General features: G+C 68.4%; 16 protein-coding genes. 7 read left to right on the forward strand and 9 right to left on the reverse strand.

Annotated features, from left to right (window positions below):
• Window positions 1–3: 3 nt before the first annotated feature.
• Genes KY501_RS00300 through KY501_RS00310 form a run of 3 tightly spaced genes read right to left on the reverse strand, consistent with a single transcriptional unit; the run spans window position 4 to window position 2,407 of the window.
• A complete protein-coding gene (locus tag KY501_RS00300) occupies window positions 4–537 on the reverse strand; it encodes a chemotaxis protein CheW (protein ID WP_224360306.1) in 534 nt (177 codons plus the stop codon).
• On the reverse strand, window positions 534–1,943 hold the full coding sequence (locus KY501_RS00305) for a CheR family methyltransferase (RefSeq protein ID WP_224360307.1): 1,410 nt from the start codon (window positions 1,941–1,943) through the stop codon (window positions 534–536). The genes KY501_RS00300 and KY501_RS00305 overlap by 4 nt, the downstream gene beginning before the upstream one ends.
• Entirely contained in the window at window positions 1,940–2,407 is a 468-nt protein-coding gene (locus KY501_RS00310) for a chemotaxis protein CheW (RefSeq protein ID WP_309242935.1), read from the reverse strand. The genes KY501_RS00305 and KY501_RS00310 overlap by 4 nt, the downstream gene beginning before the upstream one ends.
• A 372-nt stretch (window positions 2,408–2,779) precedes the next feature.
• On the opposite strand from KY501_RS00310, the gene KY501_RS00315 reads away from it, so the two are divergent.
• Window positions 2,780–4,237: a DUF8814 domain-containing protein gene (locus tag KY501_RS00315; protein WP_224360308.1), complete on the forward strand. Its 1,458-nt coding sequence runs from the start codon at window positions 2,780–2,782 to the stop codon at window positions 4,235–4,237.
• A 31-nt stretch (window positions 4,238–4,268) separates the two neighbouring features.
• Here the strand turns inward: KY501_RS00315 and KY501_RS00320 are convergent, their stop codons facing one another.
• On the reverse strand, window positions 4,269–5,423 hold the full coding sequence (locus tag KY501_RS00320) for a hypothetical protein (protein ID WP_224360309.1): 1,155 nt from the start codon (window positions 5,421–5,423) through the stop codon (window positions 4,269–4,271).
• Between the two features lie 118 nt (window positions 5,424–5,541).
• On the opposite strand from KY501_RS00320, the gene KY501_RS00325 reads away from it, so the two are divergent.
• The 4 genes from KY501_RS00325 (at window position 5,542) to KY501_RS00340 (ending at window position 10,224) form a co-directional block, all read left to right on the forward strand.
• Window positions 5,542–6,342, forward strand: coding sequence for a hypothetical protein (locus KY501_RS00325; protein ID WP_224360310.1), 801 nt, complete (start codon window positions 5,542–5,544; stop codon window positions 6,340–6,342).
• 196 nt (window positions 6,343–6,538) lie between these two features.
• Window positions 6,539–7,000, forward strand: coding sequence for a response regulator (locus KY501_RS00330; RefSeq protein WP_224360311.1), 462 nt, complete (start codon window positions 6,539–6,541; stop codon window positions 6,998–7,000).
• Window positions 6,997–8,550: a sensor histidine kinase gene (locus KY501_RS00335; protein ID WP_224360312.1), complete on the forward strand. Its 1,554-nt coding sequence runs from the start codon at window positions 6,997–6,999 to the stop codon at window positions 8,548–8,550. Before KY501_RS00330 ends, KY501_RS00335 begins: the two co-directional genes overlap by 4 nt.
• Complete coding sequence (locus tag KY501_RS00340) at window positions 8,551–10,224, forward strand: PAS domain-containing sensor histidine kinase (RefSeq protein WP_224360313.1); 1,674 nt, start codon at window positions 8,551–8,553, stop codon at window positions 10,222–10,224.
• A gap of 25 nt (window positions 10,225–10,249) precedes the next feature.
• On the opposite strand, the gene KY501_RS00345 is transcribed toward KY501_RS00340, so the two are convergent.
• A complete protein-coding gene (locus KY501_RS00345; protein ID WP_224360314.1) occupies window positions 10,250–12,700 on the reverse strand; it encodes a Kelch repeat-containing protein in 2,451 nt (816 codons plus the stop codon).
• Window positions 12,697–13,602: a tetratricopeptide repeat protein gene (locus tag KY501_RS00350; protein WP_224360315.1), complete on the reverse strand. Its 906-nt coding sequence runs from the start codon at window positions 13,600–13,602 to the stop codon at window positions 12,697–12,699. Before KY501_RS00350 ends, KY501_RS00345 begins: the two co-directional genes overlap by 4 nt.
• A 177-nt stretch (window positions 13,603–13,779) precedes the next feature.
• On the opposite strand from KY501_RS00350, the gene KY501_RS00355 reads away from it, so the two are divergent.
• A complete protein-coding gene (locus KY501_RS00355) occupies window positions 13,780–15,042 on the forward strand; it encodes a glycosyltransferase family 4 protein (protein ID WP_224360316.1) in 1,263 nt (420 codons plus the stop codon).
• Here KY501_RS00355 and KY501_RS00360 read toward each other — a convergent pair.
• Genes KY501_RS00360 through KY501_RS00370 form a run of 3 tightly spaced genes read right to left on the reverse strand, consistent with a single transcriptional unit; the run spans window position 14,979 to window position 18,266 of the window.
• Complete coding sequence (locus tag KY501_RS00360) at window positions 14,979–16,106, reverse strand: glycosyltransferase family 4 protein (protein WP_224360317.1); 1,128 nt, start codon at window positions 16,104–16,106, stop codon at window positions 14,979–14,981. The genes KY501_RS00355 and KY501_RS00360 overlap by 64 nt on opposite strands.
• Window positions 16,100–17,266, reverse strand: coding sequence for a glycosyltransferase (locus tag KY501_RS00365; RefSeq protein WP_224360318.1), 1,167 nt, complete (start codon window positions 17,264–17,266; stop codon window positions 16,100–16,102). Before KY501_RS00365 ends, KY501_RS00360 begins: the two co-directional genes overlap by 7 nt.
• A 7-nt stretch (window positions 17,267–17,273) precedes the next feature.
• Complete coding sequence (locus KY501_RS00370) at window positions 17,274–18,266, reverse strand: glycosyltransferase (RefSeq protein ID WP_224360319.1); 993 nt, start codon at window positions 18,264–18,266, stop codon at window positions 17,274–17,276.
• A 235-nt stretch (window positions 18,267–18,501) separates the two neighbouring features.
• On the opposite strand from KY501_RS00370, the gene KY501_RS00375 reads away from it, so the two are divergent.
• The gene (locus KY501_RS00375; RefSeq protein ID WP_224360320.1) at window positions 18,502–19,800 is read left to right on the forward strand and encodes a sensor histidine kinase; all 1,299 of its coding nucleotides are present in this window, start codon (window positions 18,502–18,504) and stop codon (window positions 19,798–19,800) included.
• Window positions 19,801–19,829: the final 29 nt, after the last annotated feature.

Consider the following 19,829-nt stretch of genomic DNA (forward strand, 5'->3'; position numbering starts at 1 on the left):
GCGCTACCTCGAGGCTCGCGGAGCCGAGGCTCCGTCCAGCAGAGCGTCTGCCAGAGAGGAAATGTCCAGCACCGGCAGCGGCGCCTCGCCTGGGCGCAGTACGGTGCTGTTCAAGAAAGGCCGCGGCGCGGAGTCGGTGCAGGGCAGGAGTTGCTCCGGCGCGACGCGCAGCTGGCCTTCGAAGCCGCCCACCGCCAGGCCCAGGTGGCGATCTTTGTCGCACAGCAGCAGCCAGCCGGGATTCTCGTCCGAAGGCAGGCCCAGGTTCGCCGCCAGATCATGCACCGCCACGAGCTGCCCGCGCAGGCCCGCCACGCCCAGCAGTCCCGGAGGGCTGCCCGGCAGGGCCACCACCCGGGGCAGGGCATGCACTCCCGCGAGCCGCTCCAGGGACACAGCCAGCGGAGAGCCTCCGACGCGCAGGCGCAGCAGCACCTCCCATCGCGCCTCGGCCCGGAGCGCCGGGCGCGCGAAGGAGGCGTCGAACTCCGCCTTCAGTGTGGCGAGCCGATGGGAAATGTCTTCCCGGGACGTCATGCAGCCTCCAGGCAGGCCCACAGCTCGCGCTGGCAGACCTGCATCAATCCATGGCGGCCAAAGCCTCCGCCGAACAACGTGAGGTGAAGGGGCTGCTCGTGAGCGAGCAGGATGAGCGCCAGCCGCAGCGCCACGCGGGCAGCCGTGGCGGCTCCTTCGCGGCGCGCCAGCATGCCAAGGCGCAGGTGGCCGAGCGCGAAGGTGGGCTCCAGGTGCACGGCGCGCTCATAGCGGGCCCGGGCGTGGTGCCCGTCTCCCGCTTGTTCGCGGCAGAGCCCCAGGAGGTAGTGGGCCTCGGCGGCCTGCACTCCCGACTCGGCGAGCGCCTCGCCCAGCCGCTCCGCCTCGCGGAAGGCTCCGGACTGGAGGTGGAGCGCGGCGCTCAGCAGCTTTGAGAGGGATTGCTCCCGCTCGTGCTGGGGCAGGGCCTCGAGCCACGCACGGGCCTCGGCATACCGCTCCTCTTCGAGGAGCCGCCAGGCGCGCTCTGGGCCCTTCAGCCGGTTCCTGGCCCCTGTGGGTGTTGTCGGCGTGACTTCGGCCGCTCGGAGGGGAGGGGAGGGACGCGGGGGCGTGCGAGGGATGTCGGGCCGGACGCGCTCTCGCTGGAAGTAGAACGCATCTCCGGCCTGCACCGTCTCGAAGGATTCGGAGAGCCCTCGCAGCGTCTCCGAGGGGCCGAGGAACAGGAAGCCGCCGGGCGTGAGGGCCTGCTCGAACCGGCTCAGCGAGCGCCGGGCCGCCTCGGGCGAGAAGTAGATGAGGACGTTGCGGAAGAGGATGACGTCGAAGGCGCCCGCGGCCCAGAAGTCGGGCGCCTCGTCGAGCAGGTTGCGCTCCTCGAAGAACACCGAGTCCCGTACTTCGGGACTGAGCACGAACGTGCCGTCGGGGAGTGCCTGGAACCAGCGCTCGCGGAAGGGCTGGGGCGTGACTCGCAGGGCCCAGGGCCCGTAGTGGGCCCGGCGGGCCCGCTCGATGGAGCGGGCGTTGAGATCCACTCCGGTGATGAAGAGGCGCGAGGGATCCACCCGGGCGCTCTCCCGCGCGAGGATGGACAGCGAGTAGGCCTCCTCGCCCGTGGAGCACCCAGCACAGAGCACTCGCGCGGAGCGGCCACGCTGCTGCAGGGTGGGCAGCACCTGCTCCACCAGCGCCTCGAGCTGGACCAGGTGACGGAAGAAGTAGGTCTCTCCCACGGTGAGGCGCTCGGCCAGGGTGCGCAGCTCGGCGTCACCCGTGCCGGCGGACTCCAGCCTGTCGAGATATGCCTCCCACTGCCTGCGGGGAGCCTTCTCCTCCAGGAACGCGAGCAGCTCCTCCTTCGTCGAGGAGGCCGGCACCAGCCCGAGGCGCCGCTCCACCAGGGCGGCAAGGCGGTCGATTCCCTCCTCGGGCCGCATCATGCTGTCTCTCCCCGGTTCACCAGCGAGTCCCAGAGCGCCTCGGGCAGCAGACGGGTCGTGCTCAGCGCCCCGAGCAGTCTTCCGTCCAGTGTCCCCAACACCTCCAGGTGCCCTCCGGCGGCATCTCGCAGCAGCGGGGGAACGGAGCCCAGCTCCGCGACGTCGAGACTGCGCAGCCCGATCACCTCATCCACGGCCAACGCCAGACGGCGCTCGGGGATGCGCATCATGACGAAGCGTCCGCCCTCGGGCGAGTCCGTGCCCCCCAGGAGCGAGGCCAGCCCAATCACGGGAGTGGGCTCACCGCGAATGATGGATACGCCTCGCAGGAAGGGGGGCACACCCGCCATGGGGGAGAGGGGCAGCGGCCGTAGAGTCTCCGCGACTTCGGAGAGAGGCAACGCACACGTCCAGTGTTGCGCTCGGACGATGAGGAATCGTCCCTCTCCTTGGACTGGCATCATTTCCCCCGCAGGCGAGCCCGATGGACATCGAATGTCCGGGCTTTCTGTTACTCCGGGGACAATAGCCTTGCTGTTTGATTTTGGTGAAGAGGGGGGGAGACAGCGTCTGAAAACCAACAGGTGACGTGTAGCCACAAGGGAGATAGCACTTAAGGGCAGGGAGTACACGTCGGCTGCGGAGAGTCAGTAATTCTTGCAATGCATTGCCATACGAGCGGACTCCAGGTGGATTCTTCTCCTGTCATTGATTGGCTACGCGCGTCAGCGTGTCTGGGATTCGAGATGGGTCGGCTGTGTTGCGGAGAGACGTCCTTCTGGATTTCCCGGAGCGCGGTGCTATCACGGCTCTCTCAATTTTCAGGGAGCTGAGCGATGGCCTCGAAGCTGCAATCCACCTTCATGACGCTGATGCTGGGAGTCGCGCTCTGGGAGGGCGCTGCGTGGGCGGAGTCCCCCTCACAGCCGGCGACGACACCTGGAGAGGTTTCTCCGGCGCGCGGTGCCCGCGTCCTGAGTTGGACGGAGGATCTGGCCACCGGCGAGGGCACGGGAGAACTTGTGCGCACCCAAGAGGGTCTGCTCTTCGAGCCCTATGCGGTCATGCGCCGGCCTGAAGGGCTCCAGCGGCTCACGGGGCTCTACACCCTTCCGGTTCGCACGCTGGAGCAGCCCGTGGACACGATCCGGCCTCTGCTTCAGGCGAAGGCTTCTCTAGGAATGGAAGTTGAAGTGGACATCCGTGTACGCACGGCCAGCGGGGCCTGGAGCGAGTGGCGCACCACACGCTCGGGAGAGGCCGTGCGGCTGCCCCTTGCCGGCACGCAGGTGCAGGTGCGGCTCGCGCTCGTGGCGGACGAGCACGGCCGCGGGCCCTCGGTGCAGGAGGTCCAGTTGGAGGGAACGCTGGAGGCGGACCCTTCCCAGCAGGAGGTCCAGCCGCTGGCGGCGTTGACGTACCGTGTGTTCGCCACGCGCGAGGGGCTGGTGGGTGGCACCACCGCCAACGGTCACGTCATCAAGTCGAACGATCGCTTCGTGGCGCTGCCATCGCGCCGGGCCCTCGCGAGCAACGGAGGCAGCGAGTACCAGGTGCGCGTGTGCTACCCGGGGAATGGCAAGTGCGTGACGACGTCCGTCTGGGACGTGGGGCCTTGGAACACGAAGGATGATTACTGGAACCCCTCGAGCGCCCGCGAGATGTGGAAGGACTTGCCGCAGGGCAAGCCCGAGTCCCAGGCCGCCTACCAGGACGGCTACAACGGCGGGTTGGATCAGTTCGGGCGTCGTCCCGCCAACCCCGCGGGCATCGATATCGCCGACGGGACGTTCTGGACCGACCTCGGGATGAGCAACAACGACTGGGTCAACGTGACGTACCTGTGGACGACGGGCGGGGGAACGCCTTCGGGTCTGGTCATCGACAGCAACAACGCGAGCAACGACACGGCCAAGGGTTATGTCGAGCTGGCGGGCGCGAGCTGGGCGTCTTCCACCAACGTGGCGGGGTACTACGGCAGCGGCTACTACGCCTCGCCCACGGCCGCGGTGTCGGAGCCGGCGACGTTCTGGTTCTACCTGTCGGCGGCGGGCTCGAAGACGATCGATGCCTGGTGGACCTCGGCCTCGGATCGCTCCACGACCGCGCCCTTCATCATCTGGAACGCGAGCGGCACGAAGCTGGCCACGGTGAACGTGAACCAGCAGCTCAACGGCGGCAAGTGGAACACGCTCGGCACGTGGAGCTTCACGGCCGGGTGGAACAAGGTGCAGCTGAGCCGCTGGACCACTTCGGGGGCCTACGTCATCGCTGACGCCATCCAGGTCCGATAGCCGTTCAGAGGGCGCCCTTCGCTCGTCGAGGTCAGGGGGGCGTCCCCGGTGGCGGGGGAGACATTCGCTGGTCCATGAGCGTGCCGTGCTCCGCGCCTCCCACGGAGTTGAGGATGGCGTGGCCCCGTTCGTCGACGAGCCGGGTGAACAGCTGCTGGGCGTAGCCGAAGACGACGGCCCACGCGATGATCTGGGCGGAGGTGTCCAGTGCGGACAGGCCGGGGATGAACTTCCCCCGCATGAGCAGCAGTCCCAGCACCGCCGTCAGCGCTCCCGAGGGCAGCTTGAGGAGCGCGAGGGCCAGGGGGACGCTGAACGGGACGGACGTTCCTCGCAGTTGCCGCAGGGTCGCGGTGGAGGCCATCGCGGCGGCGATGAGCCCCACCAGCTCGATGACGAAGTAGTCCGCGCGGCTCGCGAGCCGGCTGAATGAGGGGTCGGGGTCGCGCTCCGCTGGCGCGGTTTTCGCCTCGCTCGCCGTGGGGCAGACGATCATCGCCTCGGGGTCGAAGCAGATCGGGATGAGCGTGGGCATCGCCGCCATGATGATGGCCAGGGTGGCGGCGAGCAGCGTCAGGCAGACGGTGATCCCGTGGACGATGTTGCGGAAGCTGCGGACCCGGACGTATTCGAGCTCCTGCGCCTCCAGGGCGGCACGGACCGCGGTGACGATGGTCTCCCGCTGCGACTCATTCAGGTCCTCGACGGATGGCTCCGCACCCGGCGGAGCCTGACCCGGCACACCCGGCGGGGCAGGGGGCCCGGCCTTCGGCCCGGTCACCATGCGTCGCATCAGCCCTTCCACCGCCGTCCTGCGGGGATCCTGCGCGGGCAGATGCGCTTGGATGATGGCGAGGAGCTCGGGCACCCAGCCCAGCAGGTCCTTGAACGGCATGTAGCGCAGCATCAGGCAGATCGCCGCGTGGATGTTTGTCTCGATGGCGTCGATGAATGCCCCGAATCGGCCCCAAGGTGGCCGCTTGCGGTCGGCGGCATGCCTGGCCTTCTCCAGGAAGCTCTTGGCCTTCTCGGCGAGCTTCGTGGCTTCCGGAGCTCCTGAGCGCTGCGCCATCAGATCGCAGAGCGTGCCCAGCTCGACGATGCGGGTGAGCGAGCGCTGCCCGCACGGCCAGGTGTTCATGAGGAAGTGAGTGCGCTGTTCCACGGCTACAGTCGCGGGACTCATGGATGCGTGGCTCCCCTCTTCCAAGACGGGCCGTCGGGACGGCGTCATGGAGATAGAGTGGCTGGCCGCCGGATGTGACTCAGAAGGTATACTTTTCGCATTTCCAAGGCAGGTGACCGTGCATCGACGAAATGGATGGGGGTGGCTGTTCGGCTGTGTGCTGGGTGTGGCCATGGGGTGCGGTGACTCGGGCGAGCCCGATACCGACAACCCTGGCACCGGCCCAGGAGTGAGCGCCTGTGGAGCCAACGGCGTGCTGCTGTGTGACGACTTCGAGCAGGCGTCCGTGGGAGGGGCTCCCGATTCGGCGACGTGGCAGGTCCAGGTCTTCAACCAACTGGGCAGCATCTCCATCGATGGCACCCAGGCGCACTCGGGCTCCAAGTCGGTGCACGTGGTCGGCACCGGCCAGGACAGCTACCGCTCCGTGCTGTTCACCACGACCAAGCCGTTTCCGCCCCAGAACAACAGCTTCTACGCGCGTGTCTTCATGCGCTCGAAGAGCGCGATGGGTGAAGGCCACAGCACCTACTTTGGCGCGGGCGCCGCGGACGACAAGCGCATGGTGCGCATCGGCTTCCACCAGCACGTCTTCGAGACGAACCTCATTCAGCCGGACAAGGAGTACGAGTTGCTCTCCGGACCTTGGGGCCAGCCCGACCAGGGTGTCCAGCTCCGGGCGGCTGAGTGGCACTGCGTGGAGACCTTCTTCAACGGGGCCGACCACGAACTGCGCGTGTGGTTCGATGGAAACGAGATGACCGGCCTCCACGCGACGAACTGGAACGCCAACCTGTCGAAGTGGTCTCCGCAGTACGCCAAGGCGTGGTTCGGCTTCGAGACCTACCACGGCGAGCAGGACGAGCTCTGGTACGACGACATCATCATCGGCACGCAGCGGATCGGCTGCGGCGGGTAGCGGCCTCCACGCGCCGGTGCCGGGAGGGGGCCCGGCGCCGGAAGCCCCTCGGGATGGTATCCGGCCGCACGGTGTGTTGGTTGAAACGCCAACGGTGCGAACGGAGTGTGCCTGTATCCAGTGGATGGACCGTCGTCATTCGGTCAGCCTGCGCGGGACGGGAGCACTGCTTTCTCCCGCACGGGTAGGAGGGCTGATGACGGAGTTCAAGCGGGTGCTGCTCGTGGAAGACAGCCCCAATGATGCCGAGTTGACGCTGGAGGCGTTCTCGGAGAGCGGTCTGGCCAATGAGGTGGTGTGGGTCAAGGACGGCCAGGAGGCGCTCGACTACCTTTATAAGCAGGGAGCCTACGAGGGGCGGCTCGACGGCTTGCCTGCCGTGGTGCTCCTCGATCTGAAGCTCCCCCGGGTGGACGGGCTGCAGGTGCTCGAGCGCGTCAAGAAGGACCCCGCGCTCCGGTTCATCCCCGTGGTGATGCTCACCAGCAGCAGCCAGGAGACGGATCTGGCGCGCTCTTATGGCCTGGGCGTCAATGCCTATGTCGTGAAGCCGGTGGGCTTCGCCGAGTTCATCATGGCCTTGAAGGAACTGGGCCTCTTCTGGGCAGTGGTGAACCAACCGCCCCCGGGAGTCGGTACTCGGGACGGACGGTCATGAAGTCGGCGACAGCACCGAGGCACGGACCCACCCACCCCGAGTTGGATAGGCCGCTGCGGCTGCTCCTACTGGAGGACAGCCCGCTGGATGCCGAGCTCATCTCCGCGCAGCTCGAGGAGAGCGGATTCCGCCTGGAGATCACCCGCGTGGACAGCCATGCCGGCTTCAACGAGGCACTCAGCGGGTGCCGCTTTGATCTCATCCTCTCCGACTACCACGTGCCCGGTTTCGACGGGGTGGCGGCGCTCGCGGCGGCCCACCTGGCCTGCCCCGACGTGCCCTTCCTCTTCGTCTCGGGAGCCCTCGGGGAGGAGAAGGCCATCGAGCTGCTCAAGCGCGGCGCGACGGACTACGTCCTCAAGGATCGGCTGGAGCGGCTGGTGCCCAGCGTCCAGCGCGCCCTGCGCGAAGCCTCCGAGCGCGTGGAGCGACGGCGGGCCGAAGAGCGGCTCCGGGAGCGTGAGCGCACCATGTCCACGCTCATGAGCAACCTGCCTGGCATGGCCTTCCGGTGCGCCCCGCAGCCGCCGTGGCCCTTCGAGTTCGCGAGCGAGGGCTGCGTGGCCCTCACAGGCTGGCGGCCCGAGGACTTCTATGCCGGGGGCCCCGTCACCTGGGCCTCCATCATGTATCCGGAGGACAGGGCGCGGCTCATCCACGAGGCGGAGACGACTTCCTGTGAGCAGCGGCAGTTCACCCGGACGTATCGGATCCGGACCCGGGAGGGGGAGGAACGGTGGGTGTGGTGCCGTGTCGTGGCCCTGATGGGGGCCAACGGGACGGTCGAGTCCGTCGAGGGCTTCGTCACCGACATCACCCAGCAGAAGGAGGCCGAGGAGGAGGTGAGGCGCCGCGGCGAGTTCGAGCAGCAGCTCATCGGCATCGTCTCGCACGATCTGCGCAACCCGCTCAACGCCATCATCCTGGGGGCCGCGACGCTGCTGCGGCGCGAGGGGCTGGACGACAAGAGCTCCAACTCGGTGCGGCGCATCCTCAGCAGCGCCGATCGCGCCACCCGGATGATCCGCGACCTGCTCGACTTCACCCAGGTCCGCCTCAGCGGCGGGATTCCGGTGGCCGTCAAGCCGCTGGATTTCCACGCGCACGCGGGCCAGGTGCTGGAGGAACTCGAGCACACCCACCCGACGCGTACGCTGCGGCTCACCCGGGAGGGCGACACGCACGGGGAATGGGATCCGGACCGTGTCGCCCAGGTCATCACCAACCTGGTGGGAAATGCCCTCAAGTACTCACCGGCCGGCACGCCGGTGGAGATCCGTACTCGCGGGGAAGGGGACACAGTGGTGCTCGAGGTCCACAACCAGGGCGAGCCAATCTCCCCGGAACGCCTGCCGCACCTGTTCAAGCCGCTCAGCCGCGGTGCCGGCAAGGTGGACATGGAGACTCGCAGCATCGGGCTGGGGCTCTACATCGTGGAGAGCATCGTTCGCGCCCACGGAGGCTCCATCGCGGTGCGCTCCACCCCGGAGGAGGGCACGCTGTTCACCGTGACGCTGCCCAGGCGTGTCCCGCCAGGAAGGCGGCCCTAGATGCAGTCGGTGGATTTCCAGCAGCTCTTTCGCCTCTCGTCCAATGCGTACATGGTGGTCGATCGAGAGCTGCGGTACGTCGCGGCCAACGAGGCCTACCTGCAGACCACGGCCAGCCGGCTGGAGGATCTCGTCGGCCGGTACGTCCTCGATGCCTTCCCTCACGATCCGGATGATCCCAACAACGCCAGCAGGCGCATGCTGAAGTCTTCTTTCGAGCGCGTCCTGGCCCTGCGACAGCCGGATACCCTGGCGCTCATCCCCTACCGGGTGCCTCGGCAGACCGAGACGGGCATCGTCACCGAAGTGCGCTACTGGAGCGCCACGCACACGCCGCTGCTCGACGCCCAGGGAGAAGTGGCCTTCATCCTCCAACACACCGTGGACGTGACGGAGCTGCAGCGACTCAAGCAGGCCGTCCAGTCCGCCGAGGTGGAGCGGGAGGATGCGTCGCGCACGGCGCAGATCGAGGCCGGCGTTCTGCTCCGGGCCCAGCGAGTCCAGCAGACCAACCAGCTCCTCGATGATGAGCGCCGGCACCTGAACCACCTCTTCGATCAGGCCCCCAGCTTCATGTGCTTCTTGCGGGGGCGGCAGCACGTCTACGAGCTGATCAACCGGGCCTACTACCGGCTCGTCGGCCATCGCCAACTGGTGGGAAAGACCGTGCGCGAAGGCTTGCCCGAGCTGGACGGCCAGGGCTTCTACGAGCTGCTCGATCAGGTGTTCACCACCGGAGAGACCTTCGTCGGCCGGGGCTTGAAGGTGGCCCTGCAGCGGCACCCGGACCTGCCTCTGGAGGATGCCTATGTGGACTTCGTCTACCAGCCCATCCGGGGGCCGGACGGCGTGGTGTCGGGCATCTTCGTCCAGGGCCACGACATGACCGAGCAGGTCCGGGCCGAGCTGGAGGTGAAGCGGCTCAACCAGGACCTGGAGCGCAGGGTGCAGGAGCGCACGGCGGAGCTGGTGGAGGCCAACAAGGAGCTCGAGTCCTTCAGCTACTCGGTCAGTCATGACCTGCGCGCTCCGCTGCGCCACATCACGGGCTTTGCCCAGCTGCTGGAGAAACGCGCGGGCTCCGCCCTGGATTCCACCTCCCGCCGCTACGTGACGACCATCTCCGAGGCGGCCAGGCAGGGCGGCAGGATGGTGGATGACCTGCTGGCCTTCAGCCGCATGGGGCGGGCCGAGCTGAACAAGGGCCGGGTCGCTTTGCGCGAACTCCTCACGGAGGTGCAGCGGGATCTCGCTCCCGATGCCGAGGGGCGGAAGATCGAGTGGCGGGTGTCGTCGGCCCTACCCGAGGTGCAGGCCGACCAGGGACTGCTGCGCCTCGCCCTCAAGAACCTCCTCTCCAATGCGCTGAAGTACACGCGGCTCAGGGCCGAGGCCGTCATTGAAGTGGGGAGCGAAGAGGAGCAGGGAGAAGCTCACGTATGGGTGAAGGACAACGGCGTGGGCTTCGACATGAAGTACGTGGACAAGCTCTTCGGCGTCTTCCAGCGGCTCCACACGGCCGAGCAGTTCGAGGGGACGGGCATCGGGCTGGCCAACGTGCGCCGCATCATCTCGCGCCACGGTGGGCGTGTCTGGGCGGAGGGGAAGCCCGGGGAGGGGGCCACGTTCCACTTCACCTTGCCCATCGCCACCGCGAGAGAATTCTCCGCGTGAGCCCTCCTGCGTCGAAGAGCGAACGCTAGGGGGTGTACAGCTCCGCGGTGTCGGTCGTGGTGTCGTTCTGCTCTCCGCCGGTGACCAGCACTCTACCGGAGGGCAGCACTGTGGCGGTGTGGCGCTCGCGGGCCTCATGCATGCGGGAAGCGGAAGTCCAGGTGCCCGAGGTCGGATCGTACACCTCCGCTTCGGCCCGAGCGGTTCCGCCTCCGTGCCCTCCAGTGGCCAGTACCTTGCCAGAGGGCAGCAGGGTGAGGAGGTGGCTGTCGCGAGCCACGGCCATGCTTCCCGTGGAGGCCCAGATACCCGTGGCCGGATCGAAAAGCTCCGAGGTCGCGACGGGAGTGTCGCCAGGAGCCCCTCCGGCCACCAGTACCTTCCCCGAGGGCAGCAGGATGGCGGCGGCTTTGAGGCGCGGCAGGCCCATGCTGCCCGTGGAGCTCCAGGTGCCCGAGGCCGGATCGAAGAGCTCCGCGGAGTTCAGCACTCCGCCGTTGTTGTACCCGCCCGCGACCAGCAACTTGCCCGAGGGCAGCACGACGCCCACGTACTCCCCACGGGGCACGGTCATGCTGCCCGTGAGGTTCCAGGTACCGCTGGCCGGGTCGTAGAGCTCCGCGCTGTCGAGGGGGCCTGTATCGCGATATCCGCCGATGACGAGCACCTTTCCAGAGGGCAGGAGGTGGGCGGTGTGCGCCCCACGGTGGGCCACCATGGCGCCGGTGGAGCTCCAGGTGCCGGTGTCCGGATCGTAGAGCTGCGCGCTGCTCAGTTCGCTGTCGTCGTACCCGCCGGCCACCAGCACCTTGCCAGAAGGAAGGAGGGTGGCACTGTTGTCGCCGCGGTGGGTGGCCGGGACCTCGGCAGGGCTCCAGGTGCCGGTGGTCAGGTCATACAGATCCGCCCTGTTCATGTACCCGCCGGTCACCATCACCTTGCCGGAGGGCAACAGGGTCGCCGTGTGTCCGGCGCGGTTGGTGCTCATGGAACTGGTGGGGCTCCAACTGCTGGCGGCAGGGTCATACAGCTCCGCGCTGGTCAGGGCTTTGTTCTTGTCGCTCCCACCCACGATCAGCACCATTCCGGACGGCAAGACGCTGGCCGTATGAGACGCTCGGGCCGCCTTCATGCTCTCGGTCGAGCTCCAAGTACCGATCCTTGGGTCGTACAGCTCCGCGGACGCATGGGGAGTATCGGTGTCGGATCTTCCTCCGGTGACGAGCACCTTTCCGGAGGGCAGTACGTTCGCGGTCGCGCTCGCGCGAGACAGGGTCATGCTGCCAGCAGGGCTCCACGTTCCGACGGCCGGGTCATACAGCTCCGCGCTCCTCAAATCCCCGTTGCTGCCGTAACCGCCGGCGACCAACACCTTTCCGGAGGGCAGCACGCTGGCCGTGTGCTCGTTGCGCTCGACACTCATCGTCCCCGTTGCGCTCCAGGTGCCCGTCGCCGGATCGTACAGCTCCGCGTTGGCCAGCGAGGCCATGCCGGAGTACCCGCCAGTCACCAGCACCCTGCCTGAAGGCAGCACGCTGGCCGTGTGATCCCCTCGGGCCGCGGTCAGGTTGCCTGTGTTGCTCCAGGCCCCCGTGGAAGGGTTGTAGAGCGCAGCGGTATTGAGGGCGACGGTTCCGTCGAAGCCACCGACCAGGAGTACCCGTCCGGAGGCCAGCAGGCTGGCGGTGTGGTCGCCATGAGGACCGGGGAGGTTGCCGGTGGTGCTCCAGCGGCCGGTGGATGGGTCATACAGCTCCGCGCTGGCCAGGGCTCCAGTGTTGTTGTAGCCGCCGGCGACCAGCACCTTCCCCGAGGCCAACACCGTGGCGGTGTGGTCTCCGCGAGGTGCGAGCATGTTGCCGGTGGTGCTCCAGGTGCCCGTGGCCGGATCGTACAGCTCCGCGCTCGCCAGGGGCCTGGCGTCGTCGGCGCCATACCCGCCAGCCACCAGGATCTTGCCGGAGGGCAGCACGCTGGCGGTGTGGAGGTAGCGGGCTCCAGTCAGGGGCGGCAGGGCCGCCCAGCTTGGACAGAAATCGATCCCTTGAATGTGGAACGTCGCCGAAGAGACGAGGCTCGGTGAATAGGCGAGGGTGACCGTGATGGAGGGGGCGGCATTGCCTGGCATGCACGACGGAGCCGTCCAGACGATCTCGCTCTGCGTCGTGCTGCTCACGGGGCTGCCGAGCGTGCCGACATTGCTCACCCAGGAAGAGGTCAGGGTGACTCCCGAGCGCTCGCGGACCCGGACGCGCAGGGTGATTGTTCCCCCAGCGGGCGCGGCGTTCGCCGACTGATAGCGCTCCACGATCTCCGGCGGCCCGTCGCTTCCTCCGTCCGGCGGGTTCGGCTCCTGACCACAACGTGCCGGGTTGCGCTGGCAGAACGCCTCCCGGGATTGGTCGAAGTCCATGCAGCCGGAGGCCCCACCCAGCACCAGGGCCAGGAGTAGCAAGCGCTGAGTCCAGATCCTCATGGCCACCTCCCTTGGATGAAAGCGGATCTGCCATCCGTCCCCACCGCGAGAGACACGGACGTCTCCGGTTCCTGTGTCACATAGAGGCCCGTGGCGATGCCCAGCCCCACGAGCCCCGCACCGAGCAAGCCGAACCCCACGGTTTGCAAGGTCTTCCCCCGCGAGGCGCTGTGATCGACGTCGTCCCGCGTGTTGAGCGACGGATCATCGTGCTCCAGCTTCGAGTATTCGCTCCGGGCCATGTTCCAGGAGATTCCTCCCGCGATGAGCAGGACGCCTCCCGTGATGGCGGGGACGAGCACTCGCGGTCCGAGCGCCCTTCCGTGAGACGCGTTCTCCGTGATGGACACGCCCTCCTGGAGGGGCGCGCTCCGCGGGGTGGGCGTGCTCTGAGGGGCGGACACATTGGCCTGAGCAGGCTCGCTCTGCGTGGCGGACACGTTCTCGGAAGGTGCGATCGAGGGCGGGGGAGTGGCGGGCTTGGGTTCAGGTGCGGCCTTCGCGGTGGCGTGCGCCGCGTGCTTCATGGCCTCCTGGCGCAAGGGCTGGAACTGGTTCTCGATCTTGGGAGAGACCACCAGCGGCAGTTGGGCATCGGGCTTCAGGCGGAGGGCGGACTTGAAGGCAGCGGTGGCCTCCTGCGACTTGCCCATCTCGGCGAGGATGATGCCTTCGTGGAGCAGGATGGCGACGGTGTCATCCTTGGTACGCGCGCGGCGTTGGGCGCGGTCGAGTGCTTGCAACGCTCGCTCATACTCGAGGTTCTCGAAGTAGCGGCGCGCCGCCCGGATATAGGCCTGGGCCGAGTCCTGTCGCTGTGCGGACGCAGCGAGGGGGTGCAGCACCAGGAGGAGGGCGAAGGTGCCTCCGAGGATCCTGGCGCGACGAGGCGGGAGAGGCATGGGCGAGAGGTCCCTGTCCAAGAGCAGGCAAAACCGATGCACCCAAAACCTAGCCTATGCGGGACCTTTGTTCACCGAGGCACTGCCTGGAGCCAGCGCGCGAAAATTTCCTTCGTCCACCTCGCCAGGCCCAGGCATTTCAGGGGGTGAAGCAGCCTTCGATGGGGGGCATTCCATATGCGATGGGGTTCTGAGCTGTCCTTGACTCTTGCGAGCGCGCCGACCGTGCAACCGGACCGTACGGAACGGGTGCTCTGTGTCTTGCCGTATGTCCCCTTTCCCGCCTTGAGCGGGGGGACCTTGCGGACGCTGGAGTTGGTGCGAACGTTGTCTCAGCAGTGCGAGCTGTCGGTGCTCGCGTTTCACGGGCCCGGCGAGGACGTGGAGGGCTTTCGGGCCCAACTGGGCCGGCATGTCACGCTGCGGACGGTGCCGCGCTCGAGCCGCTCGCCCTGGCGCCCTGTCCAGTTGCTATCCAGCCTCGCTCGGGGCGTGCCTTCCTCCTACCTGTCCTATCTGGGCCAGGAGGCCCTCACCGCGCTCACGGAGATGCTCTCGCGCAAGCCCGTGGATGTGATCCACTTCGATCATCTGCACACCGCTCAGTGGGCTCCTGTCGCACGCACGCTCTGTCCGAACGCCCGGCTCGTGCTGGACGAGCACAACGTCGAGTCCGCGCTCTTCGAGCGATTCGAGCCCCTGGCGCCGCTCCCGCTGAGGCCGCTGGTGCGCTGGCAGCATCGCCAGGTGCTTCGGCTCGAGGCCCAGCTGTTGAAGCAGATGGATCTGGTGCTCGCCTGCTCGGCCGTGGACAGCCAGCAGCTCACGAGCCTGGGCGCTCGCGCCGTTCACGTCGTCCCCAATGGGGTGCGCATCGCCAGCCTGCAGAGGGCGGCCCGCCCGTTGGAGCAGCGCAACGATGTCGTCTTCGTGGGGGCGATGGATTGGCTTCCCAACGATGATGCCGCCCTCCGGCTCGCGCGGGAGCTGTGGCCTCGCGTGGAGGCAGAGCTGGCTCCCAGTCGGCTGATGCTCATCGGACGCAATCCGTCTGCCCGCCTTCAGGCGTGCCAGCGGCCCAACCTGGTGGTGACGGGGACGGTGCCCAGCGTGGCGCCCTTCCTGGAAGGAGCGTGGGCCACGGCCGTTCCCCTGCGCCTGGGTTCGGGCACGCGGCTCAAGCTCCTCGAGGCCGCGGCCGCGGGTGTTCCCATCGTGGCCACCCCGCTGGCGGCCGAGGGGCTGCCCTTCGAGAACGGGCGCGATGCATTGCTGGCCAACTCGGATGAGGAGTTCGCCCGTGCGCTCCGCTACCTCCGGAACCACCCGGCGGAGGCGGATGTCCTGGCCCAGCGCGCTGGTGTCCTGGCCCAGCGCTACGCCTGGGGCGAGGTGGGAGCGGAGCTGATGCGCGCGTACCGCTCCACGGCCGGCGTGTAGAGCTCATCCGCGTAGCGCCGGCCCACGGCTTCGGGCGTGTAGCGCCCTTCCACGTGGGCACGCGCGTCCCGGAAGTCCCGCCCACTGTTGGCCACCGAGCGCAGCACGCGGGCCAGGGCGAGCGACAGCAGGTGAGGGTGGCTGGGCGGGACCAGCTCCCCCCGGCCCTGGGCGAGCAGGTACGGAAGCTCTCCCACGGTGCTCGCCACCACGCGCCGCCCGGAGGCCATCGCCTCCAGGGCCACCATGGGCATGCCTTCCGTGAGCGAGGGCATCACCACTGCGTCCGAGGCCGCGTACACGGGGCGCGACGCGGTGAAGCCCAGCCAGCGGACCGGAAGCCCGCGAGCGAGCACCTCCAACCGTGCGCGCTCGGGCCCCTCGCCGGCGATCAGCAGGAGCGGTGGGCGGGGCAGGCGGCGCAGCGCCTCGAAGAGCACCGCGTGTCCCTTCTCGGGAGACAGGCGCCCCAACACCGCCAGGACGGGCTCGGTCTCGGACAGGTGCAAGGTGCGCCGGGCCTCTCGGGCCTCGGCGGCGGTGAGCGGCGGCGGCAGTGCCAGTCCGTTGGGGAGGTGCACCACATGCGCGAGAGGGGCCCAGCGGCGCACGCGTGCTTCGAGATCGCGGGACACGGTTGCCACGCCCTGCGCGGCATTGGCCAGGAGGCGGGCGCTTGCCTCATAGGCTTGCACGAGGAGGTTCTCCCCGGTGTCGCCATGAAAGGTCGCCACCACCGGAAGCCCGGCCCAGCGTGCGGCCGGCAGCGCCAGGGCGAGTGCCTTGAAGTCATGTGCGTGGAACAGGCGGGCCGAGAGCCTGCGCGCCTCCGAGGCCAGGGCCTGTATCGCCTCGGCGTCGAAGCCGGAGCGGGCGGGGATGCGCAGGGCCTTCAATCCCAGCTTGCGCGCCTCGGGCACGAGGGCGTCCGGGCGCCCCGGAGCCACCAGGCTGAGGAGGAGCGGGGCGTAGGGCGGCGGCGTGTGGGCCGCCAGCGCCAGCAGGGAGCGCTCGGCGCCATAGAGACCCCCGGAGCTGCGCACGTGGAGGACAGGCGTCAGCATTCCCACCGGCTCACCACATCCCGGTAGAGGGTGGCGTAGCGCTGGACCATGGTGTCCAGCGAGTGATCCCGGGAGCGCTCACGCGCCTTGCGGCCCAGGTCCGCGCGCTGGGTTGCATCCGCGGCCAGGGTGCGAAGGGCTCCCGCCAGCGAGCGCGCGTCACCCGGAGGAGCGAGCAGTGCGGTCTCCCCGGCCGCGTGCACCTCGCGGATGGCGGGGATGTCTGACGTCACCGTGGGCAGGCCCGCCGCCATTGCTTCGAGGAGCGCCAGGGAGCGGCCCTCGCGCAGGGAGGGCTGCACGTACACGTCGAAGGCGGGCAGCAGCCGCGAACCGTGGGGCACCTCTCCCAGGAAGTGGACGCGCTCTACGTTGCGAGCGCGCAGCGCACCCTCCAACTGCCCCGTACCGATGAGGACCAGGTGCACGTTCTGTTCGCGCGCGAAGGCTTGAGCGAAGGCATCCACCAGCGTCTCCACGCCCTTCTCGGGGTGCAGCCGGCCGAGGTAGCCGAAGACGATGCTTCGCGCAGGCAACCCGAGGCGCTCCCGGAGAGCGGAGCGCTCGCGAGGCGAGGCGGGCTCGGGCAGAGGGACACCATTCTCGATGGTGACGACGCGGGCCGAGCGGGGTGCCCAGCCGCGGATCTCTTCCTCTACTGCCCGGCCGCAGGCGATCAGCGCCGGGGAGAGGCTGGCGGCCACCGAGGCCAGCGGACGCAGCTTGGAGCCCGGCTGGGCCGTCTGATGGAAGGTGGCGAGGGGCACTGTGCCGCCCGAGAGCAGCGAAGCCGCCGCCGCATTGAGCCAGGGGCCCATGTCATGTCCGTGCACCACGTGGGCCTCGAAGGCACGCAGTTCCTGGGTGATGCGCCGGAGCGCCCCGGGAGACAGTCCAGGGAGCCCCTCCAGCCACACGCACGGCACCTCGTGCTCGGAGAGCAGGTCTCGTACGGGGCCGTCATCCCCCAGCGCCAGCACGAGCGGCTCGAGGCCCAGCTCGCGCCCGGCGGAAGCGAGCCGGACCACGAACGTCTCGAGCCCACCGAGCTGGAGCCCGTGCATCACATGGACGACGCGCAGGCGGCGCCCGACGAAAGGCGTCTGGCGCGGGGGAGGAGAGCGGGGTGTGGTGACAGAAGACGAAGACTTGGCTGGCATGGGTGGCTCAGTCGAAAGGAGAGGCGCTCGGGTGGGCTTCCAAAGCCTGGACGCAGGTGCTCAGGCAGGCATCCGCCAGGGCTCGCCGGTGCAGGTACGCATCGAAGAAGTGGCGAGCGTTACGCGCGATGCGCTCGCTCGCCTCCGTGTCCTCCACGTAGCGCGCGCACGTGTCGACGAGATCGCTCAGGTCGGGCCGTACGAAGACCACGTGTTCGCCCTCCACCAGGCCTCCCGGGAGGAGCTGGACGTGGCGGGGTGCGACGACGCAGCTCCCCACGGCGAGGAAGTCCATGAGCTGGAAGCCGAAGCCGCCGTTGCCCGGCATGTCCACGCACACGCGCGAGAGGGCCACCTCTCTCAGGAGGCGGCTGTAGCGCACCCCGCGTGCCCCGCCGTGGAAGCGGAAGCGCGTCTGCGCCTCCAACTGCTCCAGGGCTTGCCGCCGCAGGTCCGAGGCGGAGTCGAGCTCGAAGCGCCCCAACACGTCGTAGGTGAAGCGGCGCTCGTCCCTCAGCGCCCGCGTGGGCGCGAGATAGTCATATAGGTGCAGGCTGCCAGGCACATACCCTGCCGGGAGCACGCGACGTGAGCCGTAGCCCGCCTGGCGGTACTGCATCTTGAAGTACAGCGCCACCTCGCGCAGGCACTCGGAGTTCAGCTCCGGCGAGTCCGCATAGTCGAGCGCCACGCGCAGGCGCGCACCCGCGTAGCCCACCTCGAAGAGGACGACGCGCTCGTGGTTCTGCGGGAGGTCCACTTCTTCCAGCCGGGCGCGCTCGGCGAGCCCCCACTTGAAAGGGTCAGCCCACTTGGCGGCATGCTCCCAGTCATAGGTTCGGGGCCATGCCACGGAGACGGCGCCCCAGCGCCCCGTGCCTCGGGTTCGTAGCGCGAGGACATTTCGCCGCGCCTGCGCCTGGGCCTGCCAGCCGAGCTCCCGGACCACATCCGACACGCGCTGCAAGTTCTCGAGGCTGTTCTGAAGCTGCCGCCGCATCTTCCTCCCACCCCTCGGCCCCAATGACGGGCATCCCGCAACAGGCGCAACGCCCCCGGATTCTGGCCGCAAGGCAAGCTAGTCACGCCCGCTGGGGACGCAGCCCTCCGCCGGCTGTTCAGAGGAGGGGGCTTCCTGGAGTGAACATTTTCCTTCCTGGAAGCGGTTCCCATGACATGGGCAGGTATCCATGTTGCCGTGGGCCCGCTGCTCTTGCATATCGACTCCACTTGCGATGACCGACTCCCCCGAAGAGGCGCTGAAGCAGCTGCGGCTCCGACAGTTCCTCCAGCTCATGTTGCCCATCGCGGTGGGCTTCCTGCTCATCTACATCGCCTTTGCGATTGTGTTGCGCAGTACCGCCCTCATGGGGGGCTCGGTGGCGGTCGGGATCTACACGGTGGCGCTCGCGCGAGCCCGTGTCCTCGCTCAACAGGGTTATGGGGAGCGTGCGGCGCTCCTGAGCGGATACGCGCTGCTGGTGATGGTGGTCATCGGCGCCTGCTTCGTGCACTTCCTGCTCGCGGGGTTGTTGATGATGCCCATCGCGGGCGTGGCGCTGGTGCTGCCGTATGCGGAGCGGCCGGGGCTCCGGCGATACATGATCGCGGCTTTCGGCACGGACCTCTGGGTGATGGTGGTGGATGGACTGCTGCCGCCGCTCGTCGAGCAACCGCCCGAGGGACTGCAACGCGTGGTGTTCGCCCTGGTGGTGGTGGCGTGCGTGGGGCTGACGCTGAGGATGTTGTGGGTCGACGCCCTTCGGCTGCGCGAGAGCCTGACGCGCGCCGAGAAGGCGGTGGCCACCCGGGACGAATTCCTCTCGGTGGCGAGCCATGAGCTCAAGACACCGCTCACTCCGCTGAGCCTCAAGCTGCAGACGCTCCAGCGTGAGCTCCTGGCTCCCGCGTCTGTGCTGTCCCCCGAGCGCACCCTGCGCAACCTGGAGATCGCTCGGCGTCAGGTGAAGAAGCTCGTGGAGCTGGTGGATGACCTGCTCGACGTGTCTCGCATCGGAGCGGGTAGGTTGGAGCTCCACCCCGCGCGGGTAGAGCTCACGGAGCTCGTCCGGAACGCGATGTCGCGCTTCGAAGCGGAGGCGCTGCGGGTGGGAAGTCCCCTGGAGCTGGAAGCTGCCTCGCCCGTGGTGAGCCGGGTGGACCCGTCCCGCTTCGAGCAGGTGCTCGACAATCTGTTGTCCAACGCCCTGAAGTACGGCCCTGGCAAGCCGGTGCGTGTGCGGCTCGAGACTCAGGACTCGAGGCTCCGGCTGACCGTGCGCGACGAGGGGATTGGCATCCCCACCGAGGCGATCGAGCGCATCTTCGATCGCTTCGAGCGAGCGGTGTCGGGTCGGCATTACGGCGGCCTGGGCCTGGGCCTCTACATCACCCGCCGGATCGTCGAGGCGAGCGGCGGTACGGTCGTGGCGGCCAGCACTCCTGGCCAGGGGGCCACCTTCACGGTCGAGCTGCCGCTGGGGGCGGAGGATCGCTCCGAGGACGTGTCCACGCCTCGAGTCTCCGCCTCATGACGGGCGAGGGGCCCCGGGGTTGGGGCCCC

Source organism: Hyalangium versicolor, assembly GCF_020103695.1.
Taxonomy (GTDB): Bacteria; Myxococcota; Myxococcia; order Myxococcales; family Myxococcaceae; genus Hyalangium; species Hyalangium versicolor.